Below are 24,922 nucleotides of genomic sequence, written 5' to 3'. Positions count from 1 at the left end.
TGATTAATATAAAATTTAAATAGTAATTTTATTTATTTTTATTTTCTTTGTATAAAACATGTTTTCTTATAAAAGGATCAAATTTTTTAATTTCTAATTTTTGTGTATTATTTTTTTTATTTTTTGTAATAGTATAAAAATGACCAGTTTTTGCTGATGAAATTAATTTAATTATAATACGTTTTTTTTTTGCCATAAGAAAAATATATCCTTGTTTAATTACTTATAATTATGTAAATTAATATTTTCTATTCCTTTTTTATTTATTAATCTCATTCCTTTTGTAGATATTCTTAAAGTTATAAATTTTTTTTTTTTTTCTATCCAAAATTTATGATAATGTATATTTGGTGAAAATGTTCTTCTAGTAGCATTCATTGCGTGTGAACGATTATTACCTTTTATAGTTTTTTTCCCTGTAATTTTACATATTTTAGTCATAAAAAATTCTCTATAATATAGTTTATGAAAAATTTTAAAAAATAATAATTTTTAAAAATTTGTATTCTTAAAATATTTTATTAAAAATAATATGTTTATAAAATAATTATTTATAAACATATTATTATGTATATTAAATATTTTTATTATCTTTTTTATTTTTTGATACAACAACCATAGCGGGCCTTAATAATCTATTATTAAGAATATATCCTTTTTGTAAAATTTCTATTATATAATTATTTTTTGTTTTATTAGATTCTACAAGAGACATTGCTTGATGTTTAGATGGATCAAAAGGAATATTAATTTCATTAATAATATTAACACCAAATTTTTTTATTAATACTAATAAAGATTTTAAAGTTAATTTAATTCCTTCAATTATAGATAATTCAACATTATCTTTGATATTCGTTTTTAAATTTATAGCTCTTTCTAAATTATCAATTACTGGTAATAATTCATGAAGAATTTTTTTTAATGAAAATTTATAAGCTTTTTCAACATCTAGTGCAGATCTACGTCTAGTATTTTCTATTTCTGATTGAGAACGTAATTTTAATTCCCAAATATCATCTTTATATTTTTTTAATTTATTTTTTATTTCCAAAATTTCTAATTTATATTTATCATTTTTTTCTTTATAATATTCAATTGTATGTTCATTTTCAGATTTAATACAATTTTTATTTTTGATATTATTATTTAATTTAAAATCATTTAATTCATCATTAATATTTTCTTCTTTTTTTTTTTTTTCTTCTATTTTTTTTAATGATTTATCATTATTCATATAATTAGTATCCTTATTAAAACTTTTTATATAAATTTATTTAAATTATATATTTAATATAAATAATTTCTTTTTTTATTTATAAATATTTAAAATTTTTATTTTATTAATATAAAAATTATGATCAAAAATAAAATATAAAAATATTATTAAAATTATTTTTATAATTTAAATATATTTAAAGATAATTTTTATTTTTAATAATTATATAATATAATAAAAATATTAAAAATTATTTAATTAATAAATTATTTTAATAAAATTTATTAAATTTTTTGTTAATATATTTTAAAATAGATAAAATTTTAATAATTTATTGAAATTATTAAATATATCTGATATAGTTAAAAATATCTAATAAAATTATTAAATTATTTATAATGGAAAAAAAAAATATATTATTTTAAATAAAAAAATATATTATAATTATTTTATTCAAAAAGAAATTAATGCAGGAATTATTTTAAAAGGATGGGAAATTAAATCATTAAGATTAAATCGAGTATCTATAAATAATAGTTTTGTAAGTATTATATCTAATAAAGTTTATTTATTTAATTTAAATATTAATCCATTAAAAACAATTTGTAGTCATTTACTATACGATTGTAATCGTAAAAAACAATTATTATTAAAAAAAAAAGAAATAGAATTACTGAAAAGTTATAACAAACTTAAAAATTTTACCATAATTACAGTTGGTTTATTTTGGAAAAAATCTTGGTGCAAAATAAAAATTGCTATTGCTAAAGGTAAAAAAAAATACGATAAAAGAATTTTACTAAAAAATAAAGAATGGAATATTAAAAAATCTCGTTTCTTAAAAAAAAATATTTAAAATTTTGGGGCTGATTATGGATTTGACAGAATTATCAAATTTTAGGAGCATGTCAAGGAAACGGTGGGCCTTGTAAAAAAACCGTATTTAAGTAATTGCAAAAAATCAAAACTATGCTTTAGCAGCATAAAAAACTGTAAAAGCCCTATTTCTTATTATTTGCTCTTTAATAAAAAGTAAATAGGTCATAATTTAAAGAGATCGTATATTATAAGTCTTAAAATAATATATTAAAGAAATAAAATAGACTATGTAATATTTAATTTGTTTTATTATTGAATATTACTAAAATTTATAAAATAAAAATAAACATGTAGTTCCGAAAATGTAGTAATTTTGGACGGGGGTTCGACTCCCCCCAGCTCCACCAAAATAAAAATTTTTTTTATAAATTATTATAAATTATTTTTTTTATTTTTTTAATTTACGTAAAGATTTCGTTAAATATTTTTTTCTAATTCTAATTGATTTTGGAGTAATTTCTACCAATTCATCATTTTTAATAAAATTTATTGCTTCTTCTAAAGATATTTTTTTAATAGGACTTAAATTAATAGGATTATCACTTCCTGAAGCTCTCATATTAGTTAATTTTTTATTAATTAAACAATTTACAGTTAAATCATTAGATTTATTATGTACACCTATAATTTGTCCTTCATAAATTTTTTCTCCTGGTTTTATTAATAATTTACCTCTAGATTGTAAATTAGATAAAGCAAACGCAACAGCATAACCTTCTTTATTGGAAATTAAAACTCCATTATTTCTTTCTCCGATTAAATTATGTATATTAGTATCATAATGACTAAAAAAAGAATTCATTATTCCAGTTCCTGACGTTGCATTTATAAATTCATTACGAAAACCAATTAAACCTTTACTTGAAATAATTGCTTCAATTCTAATTCTATTATTAAAATCATTTAAAATAATATTATTTATAATAGCTTTTCTTTTACTAATTAACTGAATTATATGACCTTTTTTATTTTGAGCAAAATCTAAAATTAATATTTCAAATGGTTCTTTTTTTATTCCATTAATAATTCTAGATATAATTTGTGGTCTAGATACAGATAATTCAAATCCTTCTTTTCTCATATTTTCTATTAAAATAACTAAATGTAATTCTCCTCTACCTGAAACATAAAAAATATTATTATTAGTAGTTTCCTCTATTTTTAGAGCTATATCATGTAAACATTCTTTACGAATTCTATCAAATATTTTTTTCGATGTTAAATGTTTTCCTTCTTTTCCAGAAAATGGAGAATTATTTACATGAAATAACATACTAATTTTAGGTTTTTCTATTATTAGTAAAGGTAAAGGATCAGGATAATTAAGATCACAAATAGTATCAGAAATATTTATTTCTTCAAACCCTAAACCAGCTAAACCAACAATATTACCAGCTTTAGCTTCCTTAATATATACAGGTTTTAAAGCTATATTAGATATTATATATAATATTTTTATTTTTTTTATAATTTTATTTTTTTTAATAAAAATAACATATTGATTAATTTTAATGGTACCTCTTTTTATTAAACCAGTACAAATATTTCCAATATAATTATTATATTTTATTTGAGATATTTGCATTTGAAAGGGTTTATTTATATTTACATTAGGTGGAAATGCATATTTAATAATAGTTTTATATAATACGTCCATATTTTTATACATTTTATTGATATTATATCCTGATGTCCCTTGAAGAGCTGATGTATAAACTATAGGAAAATCTAGTTGTTCATCAGTAGCATTTAAACTAACAAATAGATCAAATATTTGTTCTATAACCCAATCAGGACGAATAAATTTTCTATCTATTTTATTTATAACAATAATAGGTTTTAAATTATATATAAAAGATTTTAATGCAACAAATCTTGTTTGTGGCATTGGTCCTTCAACAGCATCAACTACTAATAAAACAGAATCTACCATAGATAAAATACGTTCTACTTCTGCACTAAAATCAGCATGTCCAGGTGTATCAATTATATTAATTTGATAATCTTTCCAAAAGATAGATGTATTTTTTGAAAAAATAGTAATTCCTTTTTCTTTTTCTAATTTATTACTATCCATTACTCTATTTATATTATTTTTAAAAATATTTTTTTCATTTTGAAAATTGTCTGATTCTTGTAATAATTTATCTATTAATGTAGTTTTTCCATGATCTATATGTGCAACAATAGCTATATTACGTATTTTTTTCATAAATAAACCCTAATTATTATATATTATATTTAGTTATATAAATTTTTTATTTTAAAATATAAATAAATTTTTTTAATAAAATAAAATATTTTTTATAAAAAATTATGATTAAATTTTAATTTTCTAAAATATTAATAAGTAAATTATTACTTTTTTAAAAATAATATTACTTTTAAAGTTATTCCAATATAGATAAGAATATTCTATTTTTTTTAAAATAAGAAAATATTAATACAATTAAAATTTAAATTTATTACTAAATATACAAAGATTTTTTACAAAAAAAATAAAATTTATTAATAAATTATTAATATAAAGAAATTTAATTTAAATAAGTAATTTTTAAAAAATTATAATAAATTATAACTTATTTATATTTTTTTAACCATTTATTAAATTTATAAGTTTTAAATAAAGATTTTAAATAATTTTTTTTTGGTTTATTTATTAAATTTAAATCATTTAAATTTAAATTAATATCAGTTTTAATTTTTGTTAATTTATGATATAAAAAAACTAATTTTTTATATTTTATGAGTTTTTTTTTTATACTATTACCTCCTCTAAAATTTATATTATTAATAATATCTAAATTATTATAAATATATTTTAAATTTCCTAATTTATTTATTAAATTTTTACCTATTATATCTCCTATTCCTGGAATTCCAGGAATATTATCTATAGAATCTCCACTTAATGCTAAGAAATCACTAATAAATTCTGGAAATATCCTATATTTATAATATATTTCCTTAGGTCCAGAAATAGAATAGTTAATAGGATTTACTATTTTAATATTTTGAGTTACTAATTGTGCTATATCTTTATCAAGACTAAAAATATAAACAAAATAATCTTTTTTTTCTGCTTGTAATGCTAAAGTACCAATAATATCATCTGCTTCTATGTTATTAATAGAAATAGTATTATATCCCATCGCCTTTATAATTTTTAACAAAGGGTTAATTTGTATACTTAAATTATTAGGCATATTTTTTCGTTTTGACTTATATTTATTAAAAATCTTTTTTCTAAAAGAAATACCTTTGTTATCAAATACAATTAAAAAATAACTATTTGGATTTATTTTTATAATTTTATTAAACATATTAATAAAACCATATATTGCTCCCGTAGGATATCCTTTACTATTAATTAAATTAGGCAAAGCATAATAAGCTCTATATAAATAAAATGATCCATCTATTAAAATTATTTTTTTTTTCATATTTAATAATAAAAATATATTTAAACATTTATTAAAAATTTCTTTTAATTTTTTGAAAGTTTAATTATTAAATTAATATAATACTTAAAAAAATTATCATAATAACTAGAATATAATTCAGAAAGATTTATTTCATATTTATTATTTACATAAATATTAGGAACAATATGTATATCTAATTTTTCAGCTAAATTTGTTTCTCTTATGAATAATATTCTTGCTATATAACTATGCCATGCTGAATCAAAAATACGATTACTAATTCCAATTTTTTTAACAAAAATTTTTTTTATAGATTCATAATCATGAATGGAATTATTTTTATGTATGCCTTCAAATATAGGACCAATTACCTTATTTTCTACATTTAACATTTTTGCAACAATCCAAGCATAACCTATTAAGCTTCCAAAACCATCATCATCATCAAATTTATTCAAATGATATCTAAAAATTTTTATATTTTTAGGAATTTTACCTTTTAAAGATTTTTGATTTATTCCTAAATAAAATTCATAACAACGAGGACATAAAAATGAAAAAAATTCTACTACAATTGGTTTTTTATGTGGTATTTCTTTATTGTATAATACTTGTTCTTGTGGAGTTAAAATATCATAAAAAAATGATTGAGGTAATTCAGATGCAAAGCAAACACTAGATATTGTTAAACATAGTAATATATTAAAAAATAATATATATTTTTTTATATTTATATTTATCATAGTTTTTCTCTTTAATAAATTTATTAATTTATATTCTTAAATTATAAACTAATTTACAATATTAATAAAATTAATTTTATATATTAATTTAAATTTTTAGTATTTTTTATTTTTATAAAAAAAAATTATGTTTGAGCTACTAAATATTTTTTTTTAAAAAATAAATTAATTGATTTATATCATTTGGTAATGATGAATATAATTTTATAAAAATATTATAAAATGGATGTAGAAATTTTAAATAACATGCATGTAAAGCTTGTCTTTTAATTATTTTACTAATATTTTTTTTATAAAAATTATTACATAAAAAAATATTTTTACTATTTTTATAAATAGGATCACCTATAATACTATGATTAATATATGATAAATGAACTCTAATTTGATGAGTTCTTCCTGTTTTTAACCTAATTTTCAGATGAGAATGTATTTTAAAAATATTTTTTATAAAATATTCTGTTATTGATTTTTTTCCTAAATAATTTACTTTCATAAAAATATTTTTTTTTTTATATATACGTTTAATGGGATAATTAATTATTCCATTTTTATTAATTATTCCGTTTACAATTGTTTCATATTCTCGAATAATATTATGTTTTTTTAATTCTTGTCTTAAAAAAATATACGAATTAATATTTTTTGCTATAATCATCAATCCTGTAGTATCTTTATCTAATCTATGTATAATACCAGCTCTTGGTAAATCTCTTAAAAAAGGATAATAATATATTAAAGAGTTAAATAAAGTATTTTCCATATTTTGATTTGCAGGATGTACAATAAAATTAGATTGTTTATTTATAACTAAAACATTACTATCATCATAAATTATATTTAATGGTATTTTTTGTGCTTTCCATTTTATTTTTTTGCTAGAAATTAACGCACTAATTTTAATTATATCACCCAAAAATATTTTTTTTTAGGTATATTTATAATAATATTATTTATTTTAATACAATTATTTATTATTAATTTTTTTATTTTAGATCTTGAAAATTGTATAATTTTTTTTGAAAGAAATATATCTAACCTTTTTCTATCATATATAGAACAAACTTTAAATGTTAATTTAATATTTTTCATAAGTTAAAATAACTTTAATTTAAAACTAAATTTAGTATATATTTATATTAATATTAATTATAAATTTTGTAAAAGAAAAAATAAAAATGAATATTTTTATAAAAAAGAAATTTTTTATTATTAATATTTTAATATTAATATTTACAATTAATTGTAAAAATTATAATTTTAATAATAAAATAAATTCAAATTTTTTTTTAAAAAAAAAATATTTAGAATCAATAAAAACTTTATATGATCATAAATATCAAAAGGCTTTGTTTAAATTTCAAGATTTTTATATAAAATATCCATATAATAAATATACTGAGAAAGTTTTAGTATATTTAATTTATTTAAATTATATTGATCAAAATTTTTTAAATGTTTTAGATTTTACAGAAGAATTTATTATTTCATATAATAAATCTCCTTTTTTAGATTATATTCTTTATATTAAAATTATGTCAGAAATATCTTTAGATAAAAATAATGAAATACAAGATTTATTTAAAATAAAAAGATCACATTGTAATCCTTTTTATACTAATCTTGCAATTAATGATACTAATATTCTTATTAAAAATTATCCAAATAGTATTTATATAAAATATTTAAAATATCATTTAATTAAAATGAACAATCGTGTAAGAAAATTTGATTTAAGTATTATTAAATTTTTGTTTAAAAAAAAAATGTACATTGCGACAATTAATAGATGTATCATATTTTTAAAATTTTACTCTTCCAATAATAAAGAAACTAAATCAGTAAAAAAAATATTACAAGAATCTTTTAATAAATTTTCAAAATAACTTTTTTTATAAAAAACTTAATATCTGTTAAATATTAAGTTTTTTTTTAAAAAATTTATTATCAATTATTTTTAAAAATATTAATTATTTTTTTAATTTTTTTTTTTTGAATTAAATTAATTATGTTATTCATATGATTTAAATATTTTCTAATATTTTTTTTATTATTACTAGAAAATAAAATTGTATTTATGTATGATTTTAAATCTTTTAAAAAATTTTTTTTTAAAGGAAATAAATTTAAATCATAAAATGGTATTGACAATAATGATAATTGTTTTTCTAATTTTTCATTTTTTTTTAATAAAAAAATATTATATATTATTAATGTGGAAAAATATTGTAATGATTTTAAAAAAAAAAATTGATCATATTTAATTATATTAATATTTTTTATTTTTAATCCCCAAATTTCCATTTGTTTTAAAAACCAAATATAAGATTTAGATTTATGTATAAAACAACATAATATAGATTTTTTTATTAAAATAGTATTTTTTAAATCAAATAAAGGATATAAACCAAGAATTGGTCCTTTATGTATTTTTGATATTTTTTTTATTAATATATTTTCTATAGAAGAAATAATTATAATTATACAATTTTTAGGTAATTTTTTTAATTTATAAATTAATATATCAAAATATGGTATTGATATATCTATACTAATAATAACCATACATATATTTAAAAACAAATTACTTATATTATTATAAACTTCAAAATTTTCTAATTCTATAATAATAATATTATAATTTGACATAATTAACATTTTTTTAAAAAAATGTCCCATTTTATTATTACTAATAATTAATATATTTGAAATATTAGAGTTTAATTTTTTAAAATTTTGTTTTTGTTCATGTAAATAAGATTCATTTATTATACAATATAATATTTTTTCAATAAGATCAGGAGATATGCCTTTTTTTTTTGCTTCTTTTCTTTTTATTTTAATTATATATTTTTCTCTTTCTGGATCATAAATAGGTAATTCATGATTATTTTTTATTACTCCTATTTTTTTTACTAAAATTAATCTTTTATTTATAATTTCTAATAATTTTTTATCTAAAATATCTATTTTATCACGTAATATAATTAGTTTTTTTAACATAAAATTTAAATTATTTAATTTAATATTTTTTATAAAGAACGAGATTTAAGTATTGAATGTAATTCAGTATTTATAAAAAATAAAATACTTTTTGTGGTTTGTAAATTTATACATCCATCTGTAATTGATATACCATATTTTAATTTTTCTGGATTTTTAATATCTAATATTTGATTTCCTTCCTTAAGATAACTTTCTATCATTATTCCTATAATAGAATTATTTCCTTCTTTAATTTGTGATATTATTGATTTAATAACTAAAATTTGTTTTCTAAAATCTTTGTTAGAATTACCATGATTACAATCTATCATTATTTTTGATTTTAATCCTGATTCTAAAATATTTTTTTCATATTTTTTTATATTATTTTTATGATAATTTGGAATTTTTCCTCCACGTAAAATAATATGAGAATTTTTATTACCAATACTATTTATTATGCAAACTTTACCATTATTATTTAAACTAATAAAATTATGTTTTTGATAAGAAGATTGAACAGCATTTATAGCAGAAAATATATTACCATCTGTATTATTTTTAAAACCAACAGGTATTTTTAATGAAGAAACTATTTCTCTATGTATTTGTGATTCTACAGTACGTGCTCCAATAGCAATCCAACTAAAAAGATCTTCAAGATATTTTGATGTATTAGGGTCTAATATTTCAGTTGCCAATGCAATATTATTATTAGATAATTTTATCAATAATTTACGAGCTAAATATAAACCTTTATTAATATCAAAAGAATTATTCAGATATGGATCGTTAATTAATCCTTTCCATCCTAAAATAGTTCTAGGTTTTTCAAAATATACTCTCATAACAATATACATACTCTTACTAATTTTTAAAAATATTTTTTTTAAAAAATTTCCGTATTCTATTGCTTCTTTTATATTATGTATTGAACAAGGTCCACAAACAATTAATAACCTATGATCTTTTCCAGAAATTATATTTGATATAATTTTACGTGATATTAAAATTTGATCTTTTATTTTTTGAGATATTGGTAACTTACTTTTTAATTCTTTTGGAGTTATTAAGTATTGATTATGATTAAAATTATTATTTTTCATAATAAAATATCCATAGATAAAAATATTATTGCATAAAAATAACATATTTATTTAATAAAGTTTAATTTTATTTAAAATATATTAAAATTTATTAAATATATAAAATAAGATTTTTTTATTTTTTTAATAAAATATTTTAAAATTTCTTTATAATTAAAAATTAATTATGCAAAAAAATTAATTTAAGGAGAAAATATGAGTAAAACAATAAAAAATACAATAGAATCCATTCCATTATATAAATTTGCTGAACATGCTTATTTAAATTATTCTATTTATGTGATTTCTGATAGAGCTTTACCTCATATTGGAGATGGATTAAAACCGGTCCAAAGAAGAGTTATATATGCTATGTCTGAATTAGGTTTAAAATCTTCATCTAAATTTAAAAAATCAGCTAGAACTATTGGTGATGTTATTGGAAAATATCATCCTCATGGAGATGTAGCATGTTATGAAGCAATGGTTCTTATGGCACAGTCTTTTTCTTATAGATATCCTTTAATAGAAGGTCAGGGTAATTGGGGATCTCCAGATGATCCTAAATCATTTGCTGCGATGAGATATACAGAATCACGTTTATCAAAATATTCTAATATATTATTAAATGAAATAGAAAAAGGTACTGTACAATTTATTTCGAATTTTGATGGAACATTATTAGAACCTAAAATATTACCTGCATGCTTACCTAATATAATTTTAAATGGTGCTACAGGAATAGCAGTAGGTATGGCAACAGATATTCCTCCTCATAATATTAAAGAAATATCTAATGCTATAATTAAATTAATCGATTATCCTAAGACAAAATTATCTGATCTTTCAGAAATAATTCAAGGTCCAGATTTTCCTTCAGGTAATGAAATTATAACTTCTAAAGAAGATATATATAAAATATATGAAAAAGGTAGAGGATCAATTAAGCTCAGAGCTGTATGGAAAATAAAAGATAATACAGTTATAATTACAGCATTACCTCACCAAATTTCAGGAATACGTATTATTGAACAAATTACAGTACAAATGAGAAATAAAAAATTACCAATGATTGAAGAAATTAGAGATGAATCTGATTATGAAAATCCTACAAGAATAGTTATTATTATTCGTAATAATTTTAATTATTTAACAATAAAACAAATTATGTATCATTTATTTTTTACTACTGATTTAGAAAAAAGTTATCGTATAAATTTAAATATGATTGGATTAAACAATAAACCTGCTGTAAAAAATTTAATAGAAATATTATCAGAATGGATTATTTTTAGACGTCATATAGTGAAAAAACGTTTAAATTTTCATTTAAATAAGTTAAAAAAAAGATTACATGTTATACAAGGATTATTAATTGTATATTCTAATTTAGAAAAATTTATACAAATTATTAGATTAAATATAAATCCAAATCTTATTATTAAAGATGAATTCAATCTTACTGATATGCAAATAGAAAATTTACTTAATTTTAAGCTACGTTCAATTTCATTTATTGAAGAAAAAAAATTAATTAATGAAAAAAAAAAAATAGAAGTAGAACATGATAATATTCAAAAAATATTATTTTCTAAACAAAAAATGAATCTATTATTAAAAAAAGAAATATTATTAGCATCTAATAGTTATGCTAATGATCGTCGTTCAATAATTAAAAAAAGAACAGAAGCAAAATTATTAAATGAATATAAACTAGTCTCAGATGAACCTATTACAATTATTCTTTCTAAAATGGGTTGGATTAGATGCGCAAAAGGTCATACTATAGATCCATTAAATCTTAATTATAAATCAGGAGATTCATTTTTAATTTCAGTAAAAGGGAAAAAAAACCAAACTATAGTTGTTATTGATTCTAAAGGACGTAGTTATAGTATCGATTCTACTACTTTACCTGCAGCTCGTAGTCAAGGAGAACCTTTAAATGGTAAATTAAATATTACACAAGGATCAGTAATTAAAAGTTTATTAATGGAATCTAATAATAAAGAAATTATTCTTTCTTCTAGTTCTGGTTATGGATTTGTATGTAAATTTAATGATTTGATTGCATGTAACAGAAATGGAAAATTATCTATGATTTTAACAGATAATGCTGAAATTTTATCTCCTTTAGTAATTAATGATAAAAATGATAAAGTTTTAGTTATATCATTTTTAAATAAATTTTTATTATTTTCTTTAGATGAAATTCCCAGACTATCTAGAGGAAGAGGAAGTAGATTAATTTTTATTAATAATAAAGAATTTTTTCAAAATAAAGATAAATTAAAATGGATATTTCTTATTAACAAAAAATCTATAGTTTATATAGAAACTAATAAGAAACAATTTAAATTAACATATGAAAAATTAAAAATATTTCATTCTATGAAAGGTAAAAAAGGTCTTTTATATAAAAATATCAATAATATCAAAAATATTTTTATAAAAGAAATGAATAGTTAAAATTTATTTATTAAATATTTAAAATATTTACATAAAAATATAATTTAGTATATTAATTTATTGAATTATTATATTCAATATTTTATATATATTTGATAAAAAAAATTTTAATATAATAAATATTATTAATTTAAATAATAAATTTATTAAATAATAAATTTTTTTTTCATGTTACAATAAATACTTAAAGTAAAGTTAAAATATTTTAAAAAAAAATTATATAAATAAAAATCAAATTTTTTTAAATTATTTGTAATAATTTTACAAAGAATTAATTATTAATTAAATATAGTTAAAAATATTTATATTTCAATTATGAATTACAATTTTTTAATTTAAATAAAAATATCAATATATATTAATTTAGAAAAATTATATGTGTATAATTATTCATATTTTTATATTTTAAAATTTAGATAGGTTGAAGAAATGAAAGTATTGAAATTTGGTGGAACATCATTAAAAAATGCAGAAAAATTTCTGTTGGTAACTAATATAATTAATATTTATTTAAAAAAAAGTAAAATAGCTGTTGTTTTATCTGCTCCAGCAACTATTACAAATAGTTTAGAAATAATGATAGATAAATCTATAAAAAAAAAAAATTATGAACAAGATTTTATTCATATACAAAAATTTTTTATAAATTTAATTAATAATTTAAAAAAAAAAATAAATAATTTAGATATTATTTTTATTAAAAAAAAAATTAATAAAATTTTCAATAAAATTAAACAATTATTATATGGTATTAATTTAATTAATAATTGTCCTGATATAATCAGAGCAAAAATTTTATCACAAGGTGAAAAATTTTCCATTATTTTATTAGAATCTTTATTAAAAATAAAAAAATATAAAATATATATAATTTCTCCAAAAAAATACTTAATAGCATATGGTAATTATTTAGAATCAACAGTTGATATTTCATTAACTTCAAAAAATATTAGAAATATTAATATTTCCAATATTGATATAATATTAATGGCAGGATTTTCTGCTGTTAATAAAAAAAAAGAAACTGTTTTATTAGGTAGAAATGGTTCTGATTACTCAGCAGCAATATTATCTGTTTGTTTAAAAGCTAAATATTGTGAAATTTGGACTGATGTAAATGGTATTCATACAGCAGATCCTAATATAATATCTAATACAAAATTATTAGAATTCATTTCTTATCAAGAAGCAATAACATTAGCATATTTTGGAGCACAAGTTATTCATTATAAAACTTTATTTCCTATGTTAAAAAACAATATACCTTGTATTATTAAAAATATAATAAATGTAAAATCTAATGGAACTTTAATTAGTAATAGTAATATTAAACATTCATTAGATGAAATGAAGGGTATAACTGAATTAAAAAATATATCAATGTTAAATATTAATGGAGAAAAAAATAAACAAATTAAAAATATTATATCTAGAATATTATTTTTTATTTTTAAATTAAAAATACCTATTTATTTTATAACACAATCATCCGAAGGATGTAATATTAGTATTTTTATTTTAAATAAAAATTTAAAATATTTTAAATCTTTATTAGAAGAAGAATTTTATTTAGAATTTCAGCATAAATTAATTCAACCAATTTCTATTATTCAAAAATTATCAATTATTTCTCTAGTTAGTAATCAAATAAATAATTCTAAGAATATAATATCTGATTTTTTAAATATTTTTAAGATAACAAAAATAAAAATATTTGCTATATCACAAAATATTTTTCAAAATTATATTTCTGTCATTATAAAAGAAAATTATGCAAAAAATATTATAGAAATAACACATAAAATGTTATTTCATAAGGAAAAAATACTAGAAATTTTTATTATAGGTACTGGTGGTGTTGGTAATACTTTATTAAAACAAATATATAAAAAAGAAAATTATTTTAAAAAAAAAAATATTATTTTAAAAATTTGCGGTATTTTTAATACTAAATATTCATTGATAAATATTAATGGTCTTAAAATAAAAAATTGGAAACAAAATATAGAATATAATAATCCTAATATTAATATAATAAAAATATTAACTAATAATTTTAAAAAATACAAATTTATTAATCCCGTTATTATAGATTGTACTTCTTCACAAGAAATTGCAAATCAATATATAAATTTTTTAAATTATGGTTTAAATATAGTAGCTGCGAATAAAAAAGCAAATTCATCTAAGATGAATTATTATAATCAGATACATTTTACAGTAAATCAATTAAATTTAAAATTTTTGTATGAAACAAATGTTGGTGCTGGATTACCTGTTATTAATACTTTACAGAATTTATTAAAGACAGGTGATAAAATTAATTATTTTATTGGTATTTTATCAGGTTCTCTTTCTTTTATCTTTGGTAAACTTGAAGAAGGAATTATTTTTTCTGAAGCTATAAAAATAGCTCAAAAAATGGGCTTTACAGAACCAGATCCTAGAGTAGATTTATCAGGAATAGATGTAGCTAGAAAATTGCTTATATTAGCTAGAGAAATTGGTTATAATTTAGAATTAAATGATATTATTATAGAATCTATTATTCCAAATAATTATAATAAAAAAATTTCTATTGAAGAATTTTTTATATCTTTATTTGATTTAGATAAAATGTATAAAAAAAAGGTTCAAGAAGCTAAAAAAGATAATAAAGTATTACGTTATATTGGTAGTATAGATAAACAAGGATTTTGTAAAGTAGAAATCATAAAAATTGACAAAAATCACCCTTTTTTTAAAATTAAAAATGGAGAAAATTCTTTTGCTTTTTATACTAATTATTATCAACCATATCCTTTAATTTTAAGAGGATATGGAGCTGGAAATAATGTAACTGCTGCAGGAGTACTTAATGATTTACTACATCTTGTTTAATTAAAAATAAGGAATTATTTTTCATGATTAAAATTTATGCTCCTGCTACCATTGGTAATATTAATGTTGGTTTTGATACATTAGGAATAGCATTATCTAGAATAGACGGAGGTGTTTTAGGAGATTTTGTATCAATTTATTCATCTAAAAAATTTATTTTAATTAATAAAGGTTATTTTTTAAATGATTTACCAAAAAAAAAACATGAAAATATTATTTTTCATTGTTGGATAAAATTTTGTAATAAAATTGGGAAAAAAATTCCCTTAAAAATTATTTTAGAAAAAAATGTTCCTGTTGCATCTGGATTAGGTTCAAGTGCTTGTTCTGTAGTTGCTTTTTTAAAAGCAATAAATTTATTTTGTAATAATCCATTAAAAGAATATGATTTATTAAAATTAATGGGAGAATTAGAAGGTTTTTTATCAGGTAATATACATTATGATAATATAGTTCCTTGTTTTTTTGGTGGTATGAAATTAATATTAATAACTAATAAAAATAATTTAATTATTCAAAATATTCCAATTTTTAAAAATTGGTTTTGGGTAGTCGCATATCCCGGAATCAAATTACCGACATATGATTCTAGAAAAATATTACCAAATTTATATAAAAAAGAAGTTTTTATTAAACAAAATCAATATTTAGCCGGATTTATACATGCTAGCCATACAAAACAAGAATTATTAGCATTAAAATTAATGAAAGATTTTATTGCTGAACCTTATAGAAAATCTCTTATTCCTAATTTTGAACAAATTATTTATATAGCAAAAAAATTTGGTGCTTTAAATTATGGTATTTCAGGATCAGGACCTACTATATTTAGTATTTTTAATAATTTAAATATTGCAAATAATATGGTTATTTGGTTAAAAAAAAATTTTATAAAAAATAAAAATGGTTTTGTGTATATTTGTAAAATAAATAAAATAGGTATTAAAATTATGGAGAAAATATGAAATTTTATAATCTTAATTATCATAAAGAACAAAAAAAATTTAATCAAGTTTTAAAAATAGGTCTAGGAAAAAATCAAGGATTATTTTTTCCTAAAAATTTACCAAGATTAAATAATAAAATAATTACAGATATATTAAATTATAATTTTATAGACAGAAGTAGTTATTTACTATCATTATTTATTAATGAAAAAGAAATTTCTTCAGATATTTTAAAAGAAAAAATAAAAAAAGCATTTAATTTTCCATTAAAATTAAATTTAATTGATAAAAATCTTTCTTGTTTAGAATTATTTCATGGACCTACTTTAGCATTTAAAGATTTTGGTGTACGTTTTATGGCACAAATGTTAAATTTTTTTAATAAAAAAAATAAAATTATTATTTTAACTGCTACTTCTGGAGATACTGGTGCTGCTGTTACTCATGCGTTTAATAAAATGAATAACATTGAAGTTGTCGTATTATATCCTTATAAAAAAATTTCTATTTTACAAGAAAAATTATTTTGTACTATAGGAAATAATATAAAAACAATTGCTATTAAAGGTAATTTTGATGATTGTCAAAATCTTGTAAAACAAATATTTAATGATAAAGAACTTAATAAATCTTTATCTTTTAATTCTGCTAATTCTATTAATATTAGTCGTTTAATAGCTCAAATATGTTATTATTTCGAAGCATTTTCACAAATACCTTTAAAAAAACGAAAAAAAAAAGTTATTTTTTCCGTACCCAGCGGAAATTTTGGAAATTTAACTGCTGGTTTAATAGCAAAAGCAATTGGTTTACCTATACATAAATTTATTGCAGCTACTAATATAAATGATACAGTTTATAGATATTTAAACACAGGTAATTGGTCTCCAAAAAAAACTATACCAACATTATCAAATGCAATGGATGTTAGTTCACCAAATAATTGGCCTAGAATTATGGAAATTTTTAATAAAAAAAATTGGGATTTAAATAAATTAACATCATCGGTTATTACAGATATAAAAACAACGAAAACCATAATAGATGTATATAATAAATATAAATATATTTTAGAACCACATTCAGCTGTAAGTTATTGTGCATTAAAAAAACAAATATCAAAAAAAAATACATTTAATGTATTTCTTGGTACCGCTCATCCATCTAAATTTCAAGATTATATTTTTAATATTTTAAATAAAAAAATAATATTACCTAATATATTAATTAAATGTATAAAAAAAAAAAATTTATCTTACATTTTACCTAATAATTTTTATTATTTAAAAAAATTTTTAATAAAAAATTATATTATATAATTTTTAATAAAATGTATTTTTAATATAGAGTATTCATTATGGTAATAAATAAATTAGTTTTAAATTATAATTATTTTATAATATTTCAGATTTTTGCTATTATAATTAGTTGTACAATAATGTTAATATCATTATTTTTAGGAGGACGTTCATATGGTTTAGATAAGAATATACCATTTGAATCAGGAATATTTTCTTATGGTAATAACAAAATAAAAATCCATATTAAATTTTATTTAATAGCAATATTTTTTATAATTTTTGATATTGAATCATTGTATTTATATTTATGGTCTATTTCTATTAAAATTATAAAATTTGGAGGTTTTATTGAAGGAATGTTATTTATTTTAACCATATTAATTACTTTATTTTATTTATTTAAAATGAAAGCTTTAGACTAAAAATATAAAAATTCCTAATAATATTAAATTAACAATATATAAATTATATAATGAAATATACTCTTACAAAAATTAATATTAATAATAAAAAAAAATTTCCTTTAGAAGATAAAAAAGTTATTAATTATGATCCTATGGATGAACAAATTAACAAAAATATTTTTTTAGGAAATTTAAAAAAAATTACACATAAAATAATTAATTGGGGTAGAAAAAATTCTTTATGGCCATATAATTTTGGTTTATCTTGTTGTTATGTAGAAATGACTACTTCATTTACATCAATTAATGATATAGCTCGTTTTGGTTCAGAAGTTTTAAGAGCATCTCCACGACAAGCTGATTTTATGGTAATAGCTGGTACATGTTTTTTAAAAATGGCTCCTATAATACAAAGATTATATGATCAAATGTTAGAACCAAAATGGGTAATTTCTATGGGTTCTTGTGCTAATTCTGGAGGAATGTATGATATATATTCTGTAGTACAAGGAGTAGACAAATTCTTGCCTGTAGATATTTACATACCGGGATGTCCTCCTAGACCTGAATCATATATACAAGCATTATTATTATTACAAAAATCCATTAATAATGAAAGACGTCCCTTATCTTGGATAGTTGGTGATCAAGGTATTTATAAAGCCAAAATGAAATCATCTAATAAATTTTTTAATAAAAATATTAAATTTAAAGAAAATAATGATATATAATTTTATACGAAATTTATAACAGGATTTAATTATGAATAATAATTTTGATAATATAATTCAAAAAATAGGAGAAAAACATAATAAATTTTTTTATAAAGAACATACAGAATCTATAATAGATGAATTAAATATTAATTTTAGTTTTAAAGATTTCATTATACAAAATAGTATAAATAATAAAATGCCATTAATCATTTGGATTAAAGATAAAGATTTAATAAAATTTATAAAATTTTTTTCTAAAATTAGTAATCCATATAATATGTTATATGATATGCACGGTATAGATGAAAGATTACATTATAATAAATTTAATTTAATGTATAAAATGGATTTTTCTTTATTTTATCATTTAATTTCTATCAATAGAAATTCAGATATAATCATAAAAATTCCTTTAAAAAAAAATTTTTTAAATGTTCATACAATAACTGATTTTTATAAAAATGCTAATTGGTATGAAAGAGAAATATGGGAAATGTTTGGTATTAATTTTATCAATCATCCTTTTTTAACTCATTTATTACTACCTAAAAATTGGAACAATGGTTATCCTTTACGTAAGGATTTTCCTTCCAGAGCTACAGAATCTAAACCCTATTTTTTAACTAAAGAAAAATATAAAACAGATATTCATTCTACTGATTTTAATCCAAAAGAATGGAATTTATCAATAGATAATAATAAAAAACATAATAGTTATATGTTTCTTAATTTAGGTCCTAATCATCCTTCTGTTCATGGATCATTTAGAATAATATTACAATTATTAGGTGAAGAAATTATTCAATGTATCCCAGATATAGGTTATCATCATAGAGGAGCTGAAAAAATAGCTGAAAGACAAACATGGCATACATATATACCTTATACAGATAGAATAGAATACTTAGGTGGATGTATAAATGAAATGCCTTATATTCTAGCAGTAGAAAAATTAGCTAATATTATTGTTAATGATAAAATTAATGTTATTAGAATAATGTTATCTGAATTATTTCGTATTAATAGTCATCTATTATTTTTATCTACTTTTATACAAGATGTTGGTGCGATGACTCCTGTTTTTTTAGCATTTACTGATAGACAAAAAATATATGATATTATTGAATTTATTACTGGTGCTAGAATGCATCCAGCATGGTTTAGAATAGGAGGATTAGCTCAAGATCTTCCAAAAAGATGGAATATTTTAGTTAAAAAATTACTTATTTGGTTACCTAAAAGGTTAAAAATATATAAAAAAGTAGCATTACAAAATAGTATTTTAATATCTCGATCAAAAAATATAGCATCTTATAATCAGCAAGAAGCAATATCTTGGGGAATAACTGGTGTGGGTTTAAGAGCAACTGGATTAAATTTTGATGTTAGAAAATGGCGTCCTTATTCTGGATATGAAAATTTTGATTTTGATATACCTATAGGTAAAAATATTAGTGATTGTTATTCAAGAGTTTTATTAAAATTTGAAGAAATTTGGCAAAGTTTACGTATTATACAACAATGTTTAAATTATATGCCTGAAGGATCATATAAAATTGATCATCCTTTAACAACACCTCCTTTAAGGAATAGAATGTTAAAAGATATAGAAACATTAATTCATCATTTTTTACAAGTTTCTTGGGGACCATTAATTTCAGCAAATGAATCATTTCAAATGATTGAAGCTACAAAAGGTATTAATAGTTATTATTTAATAAGTGATGGAAATACAATAAGTTATCGAACCAGAATTAGAACACCTAGTTTTCCTCATTTACAACAAATACCATCTGTAATTTGTGGTAGCTTAATATCAGATCTTATTGCTTATTTAGGTAGTATTGATTTCGTTATGTCTGATGTAGATCGTTAAAATAATATGACAAAAAAAATATTTAATAATATAAATTTAATTTTAAATAAAGATGAATTAAAAATTATTAAAAAAATTAAAAATCATTATAAATGTAATAATGCTGCTATTCTTGAAATATTAATTTTTTTTCAAAAAAAATATGGATGGATATCTAATGATATTATTATTATTATTTCTAATATTTTAAAAATTCATCCTTCTGAAATTGATAGTATAGCAACATTTTATAGTCAAATTTACAGATTACCGGTAGGTAAATATGTAATAAAATATTGTGATAGTATTGTATGTTATATAACAGGATATGAAAAAATTTTAAAACATATTAAAAAAAAATTAAAAATTATTTCAGGACAAACAACTAACGATAATCTATTTACTTTAATACCTATATGTTGTTTAGGACATTGTGAAAACAGTCCTGTTATCATGATTAATGAAAAAATTTATAATTCATTAACAATTAATAGTGTTAACAAAATATTGGATAAATATATTTATGAAAATAATTAATTCTAATCCAGAAACACATCCTTTAACATGGCGTATTAATAAAAATAAAACAATATTTATAAAAAAATATATAAAAAAAGATGGTTATAAAATTTTAAAAAAAATTTTAAAAAAAAATACTCCACAAGAAATAATTAATATTGTCAAAAAATCAAAATTAAAAGGAAGAGGAGGTGGTGGATTTTATACTGGTTTAAAATGGGATTTAATGCCACAAAAAAATAATAGTTTAGAAACTCGTTATTTTTTATGTAATGCTGATGAAATGGAACCTGGTACTTATAAAGATCGTTTTTTAATAGAACACATTCCACATCAATTATTAGAAGGAATGATTATTAGTGCTTTTGCAATTCAAGCTAATAAAGGATATATTTTTTTAAGAGGTGAATATATAAAATGTGCAAAAATTTTAAATAAGGCAATAATAGAAGCTTATGAATTTGGAATATTAGGTAAAAATATATTAAGTACCGATTTCAATTTTGATATATATCTTCATATTGGTGCTGGAAGATATATATGTGGAGAAGAAACAGCATTAATTAATTCTTTAGAAGGTAAACGTGCTAATCCTCGTTTTAAACCTCCATATCCTGCTATGATTGGGTTATGGGGCAAACCTACATGTGTAAATAATGTTGAAACTATTTTAAATATACCTAGCATAATAAATTATGGATCTAATTGGTATAGAAATCTATCAAATAGTAAAAATGATAGTGGAACTAAAATGTTTGGTTTTTCTGGTAATGTAAAAAATCCTGGATTATGGGAATTACCTTTTGGTACTCCTGCTCGTATTATTTTAGAAAAATATGCTGGAGGAATGAAAAAAGGATTAAAACTTAAAACATGGCAACCTGGTGGTGCAGGAACTGGATTTTTAATGGAAAATCATTTAGATTTACCAATGGATTTTATTACTATTAATCAGGCAGGAAGTAGATTAGGAACGGGAATATCTATCGCTATAGATAATAATATTAATATGGTTTCTTTATTAAAAAATTTAGAAATTTTTTTTGCTAGAGAATCTTGTGGTTTATGTACTCCTTGTAGAGAAGGATTACCTTGGATTGTAAAAATATTAAATAATTTAGAAAAAAAAATAGGATCAACTAAAGATCTTACTACATTAAAAAATATAAGTAATTTGTTAACAAATGAAGGTCCTTTTTGTGCACATGCTCCAGGTGCCATGGCTCCTTTAAATAGTGCTTTAAAATATTTTTTACATGAATTTAAATATGGTATAGCTAATTAAATTAGTTATTTTTTTATATAAAAGTAAATAAATTTAAATATTGTACATTTCATTAATAAAATATTTTTATTACAAATTAATATTATGGAATATATATTATGATTAATATTCATATAGAAAATAAATTATATAAAGTTAATAAAAAAGATAATTTACTAAAATTATGCCTATCCTTAGGTTTTAATATACCATATTTTTGTTGGCATCCCATTTTAGGAAGTATAGGTGCGTGTCGTCAATGCGCAATTAAACAATTTGATAATATCCAAAAAAAAAATGGACATATCATTATGTCTTGTATGTCTTTACCATGTAAAGAATCATATATCATTATTAATGATAAAGATGTTATTAATTTTCGTAAAAATATTATTGAATTATTAATGTTAAATCATCCTCATGATTGTCCTATTTGTGATGAAGGAGGAAGTTGTCATTTACAAGATATGACTGTAATGGTAGGACATAATATGCGTAGATATAATTTTCCTAAAAGAAAATATAAAAATCAATATTTAGGACCATTTATATCTCATATGATGAATCGTTGTATTACGTGTTATCGTTGCATAAGATTTTATAAAAATTATGCTGGTGGAAAAGATTTTAATGTTTTTTCTTCAAAAGATAATATTTATTTTGGAAGATATAATGATGGAATATTAGAAAATCCATTTTCTGGAAATTTAATTGAAATTTGCCCAACAGGAGTATTTACTGATAAAACTTACATTAATAATTTTACAAGAAAATGGGATCTTCAATATTCACCTAGTATTTGTCAACATTGTTCATTAGGATGTAATATTTTTGTTGGAGAACGTTATGGGCAATTATCAAATATACAAAATAGATATCATGAAGAAATAAATCATTATTTTCTTTGTGATAAAGGTTATTTTGGTTATGGTTATCTTAATTTAAAAAACAATCCTATAAATATTATATATCATAAAAAAAAAATTTTTGATAATAATAAAATTATTAAAAAAATTACTAATTTAATATTAAAATCACAAAAAATTATTGGAATAGGCTCACCTAGAGCAAGTATAGAAAGTAATTTTCTTTTAAGAAAATTAGTTGGGAAAAAAAATTTTTGTTTAGGTATTTTAGAAAATGAAAAAAAACAAATTAATTTTATAATAAAAATATTAAAAAATACAAATATATATTTTCCATCTTTATCAGAAATAGAAAATTATGATGCTATTTTAATTTTAGGAGAAGATTTAAGTAATACAAATCCTCGTGCTGCTTTAGCAGTAAGACAAGCAATAAAAAAAAATATATTTATTAAAAATATTCCTTATTGGCATTCCGATGCAATTTTAAATATTAAAAATGAATCATTAAATCCATTGTTTATAACAAGTCTTGATAAAACAATTTTAGATGATATTTCTTCATGGAATTATTATGCTCCTGTAATTAATCAATCTAAATTTGGTTTTGCATTAGCAAATTGTATTGAAAATAAGCAAGATAATATATCTTTATCTGATAAAACATTAAAAAAAAAGATTATTGAAATAAAAAATATTTTATTAAATTCAATAAAACCTTTAATTATTTCAGGAACAGGATCAAATTCTTTAGAATTAATTTCGGCATCTTATGCTATAGCACAAGCACTTAATAAAAAAAAGAAAAATACAGGATTATTTTATGGATTAAATACAGTAAATAGTATGGGAATAAGTTTAATAAAAGGAAAATCTTTAGATGAAATATTTATGGAAAATACTTTTATAAATAATTATTCAACTGTAGATACAATTATTATTATGGAAAATGATCTATATTTTTATGAAGAAAAAAATAAATTAAATAATTTTTTTAAAAAAATTTCTAATATAATTGTATTAGATCATATATACAGTAGAACTATGGAAAAGGCACATATAATCTTACCTACAGCAAACTTTATAGAAAGTAGTGGAACTGTTATTAATAATGAATGTAGAGCACAAAGATTTTTTCAAGTATATAACCCTTCTTTTTACAATAAAGAAAATTATAGAAAATCAAGTTGGAAATGGATATATAAAATATATGCTAAATTAAAAAATTTAAATAGTAATATTACTTTAGATGAAGTTATTAAAAAATGTGAAAAAAATATTTCAATTTTCAAAGGAATTAGTTTAGCGGCACCTAAAGCTAATTATAAAGTATATAATCGAAAATTTGCACGATCACCAATTCGC

Annotated in this window: 22 protein-coding genes and 1 other RNA gene; 13 read left to right on the top strand and 10 right to left on the bottom strand. The window is 19.1% G+C overall.

What is annotated here, in order from left to right:
- Nucleotides 1-28: 28 nt before the first annotated feature.
- From rpmG to grpE, 3 genes are all read right to left on the bottom strand, one after another.
- Nucleotides 29-196 (bottom strand): 50S ribosomal protein L33, encoded by a 168-nt coding sequence (gene rpmG, locus GJT91_RS01975; RefSeq protein ID WP_168868565.1) that lies wholly within the window; start codon nucleotides 194-196, stop codon nucleotides 29-31.
- A 23-nt stretch (nucleotides 197-219) separates the two neighbouring features.
- Nucleotides 220-441, bottom strand: a complete 222-nt coding sequence (gene rpmB / locus GJT91_RS01970; protein WP_168868564.1) for a 50S ribosomal protein L28 — start codon at nucleotides 439-441, stop codon at nucleotides 220-222.
- Nucleotides 442-574: 133 nt separating this feature from the next.
- A complete protein-coding gene (gene grpE, locus GJT91_RS01965) occupies nucleotides 575-1,237 on the bottom strand; it encodes a nucleotide exchange factor GrpE (RefSeq protein ID WP_168868563.1) in 663 nt (220 codons plus the stop codon).
- Between the two features lie 370 nt (nucleotides 1,238-1,607).
- Between grpE and smpB the strand changes: the two genes are divergently transcribed.
- Both smpB and ssrA read left to right on the top strand, forming a co-directional pair.
- The gene (gene smpB / locus GJT91_RS01960) at nucleotides 1,608-2,075 is read left to right on the top strand and encodes an SsrA-binding protein SmpB (RefSeq protein WP_343034403.1); all 468 of its coding nucleotides are present in this window, start codon (nucleotides 1,608-1,610) and stop codon (nucleotides 2,073-2,075) included.
- A 6-nt stretch (nucleotides 2,076-2,081) separates the two neighbouring features.
- Nucleotides 2,082-2,445: a transfer-messenger RNA gene (gene ssrA / locus GJT91_RS01955) on the top strand.
- A gap of 41 nt (nucleotides 2,446-2,486) precedes the next feature.
- On the opposite strand, the gene typA is transcribed toward ssrA, so the two are convergent.
- The 5 genes from typA to GJT91_RS01930 all read right to left on the bottom strand — a co-directional run bounded on the left by typA (nucleotide 2,487) and on the right by GJT91_RS01930 (nucleotide 7,358).
- Nucleotides 2,487-4,310, bottom strand: a complete 1,824-nt coding sequence (gene typA / locus GJT91_RS01950) for a translational GTPase TypA (protein ID WP_168868562.1) — start codon at nucleotides 4,308-4,310, stop codon at nucleotides 2,487-2,489.
- A 367-nt stretch (nucleotides 4,311-4,677) separates the two neighbouring features.
- Nucleotides 4,678-5,541 (bottom strand): 5'-3' exonuclease, encoded by an 864-nt coding sequence (locus GJT91_RS01945; protein ID WP_168868561.1) that lies wholly within the window; start codon nucleotides 5,539-5,541, stop codon nucleotides 4,678-4,680.
- Nucleotides 5,542-5,585: 44 nt separating this feature from the next.
- Nucleotides 5,586-6,266: a thioredoxin domain-containing protein gene (locus GJT91_RS01940; RefSeq protein ID WP_168868560.1), complete on the bottom strand. Its 681-nt coding sequence runs from the start codon at nucleotides 6,264-6,266 to the stop codon at nucleotides 5,586-5,588.
- A 139-nt stretch (nucleotides 6,267-6,405) separates the two neighbouring features.
- Complete coding sequence (locus GJT91_RS01935; RefSeq protein ID WP_168868559.1) at nucleotides 6,406-7,182, bottom strand: RluA family pseudouridine synthase; 777 nt, start codon at nucleotides 7,180-7,182, stop codon at nucleotides 6,406-6,408.
- Complete coding sequence (locus tag GJT91_RS01930) at nucleotides 7,170-7,358, bottom strand: S4 domain-containing protein (RefSeq protein WP_168868558.1); 189 nt, start codon at nucleotides 7,356-7,358, stop codon at nucleotides 7,170-7,172. The genes GJT91_RS01935 and GJT91_RS01930 overlap by 13 nt, the downstream gene beginning before the upstream one ends.
- 86 nt (nucleotides 7,359-7,444) lie before the next feature.
- Between GJT91_RS01930 and bamD the strand changes: the two genes are divergently transcribed.
- Nucleotides 7,445-8,152 carry an outer membrane protein assembly factor BamD gene (gene bamD, locus GJT91_RS01925; RefSeq protein WP_168868557.1) on the top strand — a complete coding sequence of 236 codons (708 nt, stop codon included), beginning with the start codon at nucleotides 7,445-7,447 and terminating at the stop codon, nucleotides 8,150-8,152.
- A gap of 61 nt (nucleotides 8,153-8,213) precedes the next feature.
- On the opposite strand, the gene GJT91_RS01920 is transcribed toward bamD, so the two are convergent.
- Together GJT91_RS01920 and GJT91_RS01915 are read right to left on the bottom strand one after the other, a co-directional pair.
- Nucleotides 8,214-9,269, bottom strand: coding sequence for a chorismate mutase (locus GJT91_RS01920; protein ID WP_168868556.1), 1,056 nt, complete (start codon nucleotides 9,267-9,269; stop codon nucleotides 8,214-8,216).
- Between the two features lie 29 nt (nucleotides 9,270-9,298).
- Entirely contained in the window at nucleotides 9,299-10,357 is a 1,059-nt protein-coding gene (locus GJT91_RS01915; protein ID WP_168868555.1) for a 3-deoxy-7-phosphoheptulonate synthase, read from the bottom strand.
- Nucleotides 10,358-10,564: 207 nt separating this feature from the next.
- Here GJT91_RS01915 and parC point away from each other — a divergent pair, with 207 nt between their 5' ends.
- From parC to nuoG, 10 genes are all read left to right on the top strand, one after another.
- Nucleotides 10,565-12,805, top strand: coding sequence for a DNA topoisomerase IV subunit A (parC, locus tag GJT91_RS01910; protein WP_425483096.1), 2,241 nt, complete (start codon nucleotides 10,565-10,567; stop codon nucleotides 12,803-12,805).
- A 429-nt stretch (nucleotides 12,806-13,234) separates the two neighbouring features.
- Nucleotides 13,235-15,685, top strand: coding sequence for a bifunctional aspartate kinase/homoserine dehydrogenase I (gene thrA, locus GJT91_RS01905; protein WP_168868553.1), 2,451 nt, complete (start codon nucleotides 13,235-13,237; stop codon nucleotides 15,683-15,685).
- Between the two features lie 23 nt (nucleotides 15,686-15,708).
- The gene (gene thrB, locus GJT91_RS01900; protein ID WP_168868552.1) at nucleotides 15,709-16,650 is read left to right on the top strand and encodes a homoserine kinase; all 942 of its coding nucleotides are present in this window, start codon (nucleotides 15,709-15,711) and stop codon (nucleotides 16,648-16,650) included.
- On the top strand, nucleotides 16,647-17,951 hold the full coding sequence (gene thrC / locus GJT91_RS01895; protein WP_168868551.1) for a threonine synthase: 1,305 nt from the start codon (nucleotides 16,647-16,649) through the stop codon (nucleotides 17,949-17,951). The genes thrB and thrC overlap by 4 nt, the downstream gene beginning before the upstream one ends.
- 38 nt (nucleotides 17,952-17,989) lie before the next feature.
- Complete coding sequence (gene ndhC, locus GJT91_RS01890) at nucleotides 17,990-18,355, top strand: NADH-quinone oxidoreductase subunit A (RefSeq protein WP_168868550.1); 366 nt, start codon at nucleotides 17,990-17,992, stop codon at nucleotides 18,353-18,355.
- A gap of 50 nt (nucleotides 18,356-18,405) precedes the next feature.
- Nucleotides 18,406-19,068 carry a NuoB/complex I 20 kDa subunit family protein gene (locus tag GJT91_RS01885; protein ID WP_168868549.1) on the top strand — a complete coding sequence of 221 codons (663 nt, stop codon included), beginning with the start codon at nucleotides 18,406-18,408 and terminating at the stop codon, nucleotides 19,066-19,068.
- Nucleotides 19,069-19,099: 31 nt separating this feature from the next.
- Nucleotides 19,100-20,929 carry an NADH-quinone oxidoreductase subunit C/D gene (nuoC, locus tag GJT91_RS01880; RefSeq protein ID WP_168868548.1) on the top strand — a complete coding sequence of 610 codons (1,830 nt, stop codon included), beginning with the start codon at nucleotides 19,100-19,102 and terminating at the stop codon, nucleotides 20,927-20,929.
- 6 nt (nucleotides 20,930-20,935) lie between these two features.
- On the top strand, nucleotides 20,936-21,445 hold the full coding sequence (nuoE, locus tag GJT91_RS01875) for an NADH-quinone oxidoreductase subunit NuoE (protein WP_168868547.1): 510 nt from the start codon (nucleotides 20,936-20,938) through the stop codon (nucleotides 21,443-21,445).
- Nucleotides 21,432-22,712 carry an NADH-quinone oxidoreductase subunit NuoF gene (nuoF, locus tag GJT91_RS01870; RefSeq protein ID WP_168868546.1) on the top strand — a complete coding sequence of 427 codons (1,281 nt, stop codon included), beginning with the start codon at nucleotides 21,432-21,434 and terminating at the stop codon, nucleotides 22,710-22,712. Before nuoE ends, nuoF begins: the two co-directional genes overlap by 14 nt.
- A gap of 98 nt (nucleotides 22,713-22,810) precedes the next feature.
- Nucleotides 22,811-24,922, top strand: a 2,112-nt coding sequence (nuoG, locus tag GJT91_RS01865) for an NADH-quinone oxidoreductase subunit NuoG (protein ID WP_168868545.1), incomplete at its 3' end; no start/stop codon positions are given.

It is taken from the genome of Enterobacteriaceae endosymbiont of Donacia semicuprea (genome assembly GCF_012570535.1).
In the GTDB taxonomy this organism is placed as follows: domain Bacteria; phylum Pseudomonadota; class Gammaproteobacteria; order Enterobacterales; family Enterobacteriaceae.
Note: the sequence above shows the minus strand (reverse complement) of the source record. Positions and strands in the feature narration are given on the sequence as shown.

Bases quoted from the DNA above. Each gene is read 5' to 3' on its own strand.
- rpmG (WP_168868565.1), bottom strand. From the start codon at position 196: ATGGCAAAAAAAAAACGTATTATAATTAAATTAATTTCATCAGCAAAA.
- rpmB (WP_168868564.1), bottom strand. From the start codon at position 441: ATGACTAAAATATGTAAAATTACAGGGAAAAAAACTATAAAAGGTAAT.
- grpE (WP_168868563.1), bottom strand. From the start codon at position 1,237: ATGAATAATGATAAATCATTAAAAAAAATAGAAGAAAAAAAAAAAAAA.
- typA (WP_168868562.1), bottom strand. From the start codon at position 4,310: ATGAAAAAAATACGTAATATAGCTATTGTTGCACATATAGATCATGGA.
- GJT91_RS01945 (WP_168868561.1), bottom strand. From the start codon at position 5,541: ATGAAAAAAAAAATAATTTTAATAGATGGATCATTTTATTTATATAGA.
- GJT91_RS01940 (WP_168868560.1), bottom strand. From the start codon at position 6,266: ATGATAAATATAAATATAAAAAAATATATATTATTTTTTAATATATTA.
- GJT91_RS01930 (WP_168868558.1), bottom strand. From the start codon at position 7,358: ATGAAAAATATTAAATTAACATTTAAAGTTTGTTCTATATATGATAGA.
- bamD (WP_168868557.1), top strand. From the start codon at position 7,445: ATGAATATTTTTATAAAAAAGAAATTTTTTATTATTAATATTTTAATA.
- GJT91_RS01920 (WP_168868556.1), bottom strand. From the start codon at position 9,269: ATGTTAAAAAAACTAATTATATTACGTGATAAAATAGATATTTTAGAT.
- GJT91_RS01915 (WP_168868555.1), bottom strand. From the start codon at position 10,357: ATGAAAAATAATAATTTTAATCATAATCAATACTTAATAACTCCAAAA.
- thrA (WP_168868553.1), top strand. From the start codon at position 13,235: ATGAAAGTATTGAAATTTGGTGGAACATCATTAAAAAATGCAGAAAAA.
- thrB (WP_168868552.1), top strand. From the start codon at position 15,709: ATGATTAAAATTTATGCTCCTGCTACCATTGGTAATATTAATGTTGGT.
- thrC (WP_168868551.1), top strand. From the start codon at position 16,647: ATGAAATTTTATAATCTTAATTATCATAAAGAACAAAAAAAATTTAAT.
- ndhC (WP_168868550.1), top strand. From the start codon at position 17,990: ATGGTAATAAATAAATTAGTTTTAAATTATAATTATTTTATAATATTT.
- GJT91_RS01885 (WP_168868549.1), top strand. From the start codon at position 18,406: ATGAAATATACTCTTACAAAAATTAATATTAATAATAAAAAAAAATTT.
- nuoC (WP_168868548.1), top strand. From the start codon at position 19,100: ATGAATAATAATTTTGATAATATAATTCAAAAAATAGGAGAAAAACAT.
- nuoE (WP_168868547.1), top strand. From the start codon at position 20,936: ATGACAAAAAAAATATTTAATAATATAAATTTAATTTTAAATAAAGAT.
- nuoF (WP_168868546.1), top strand. From the start codon at position 21,432: ATGAAAATAATTAATTCTAATCCAGAAACACATCCTTTAACATGGCGT.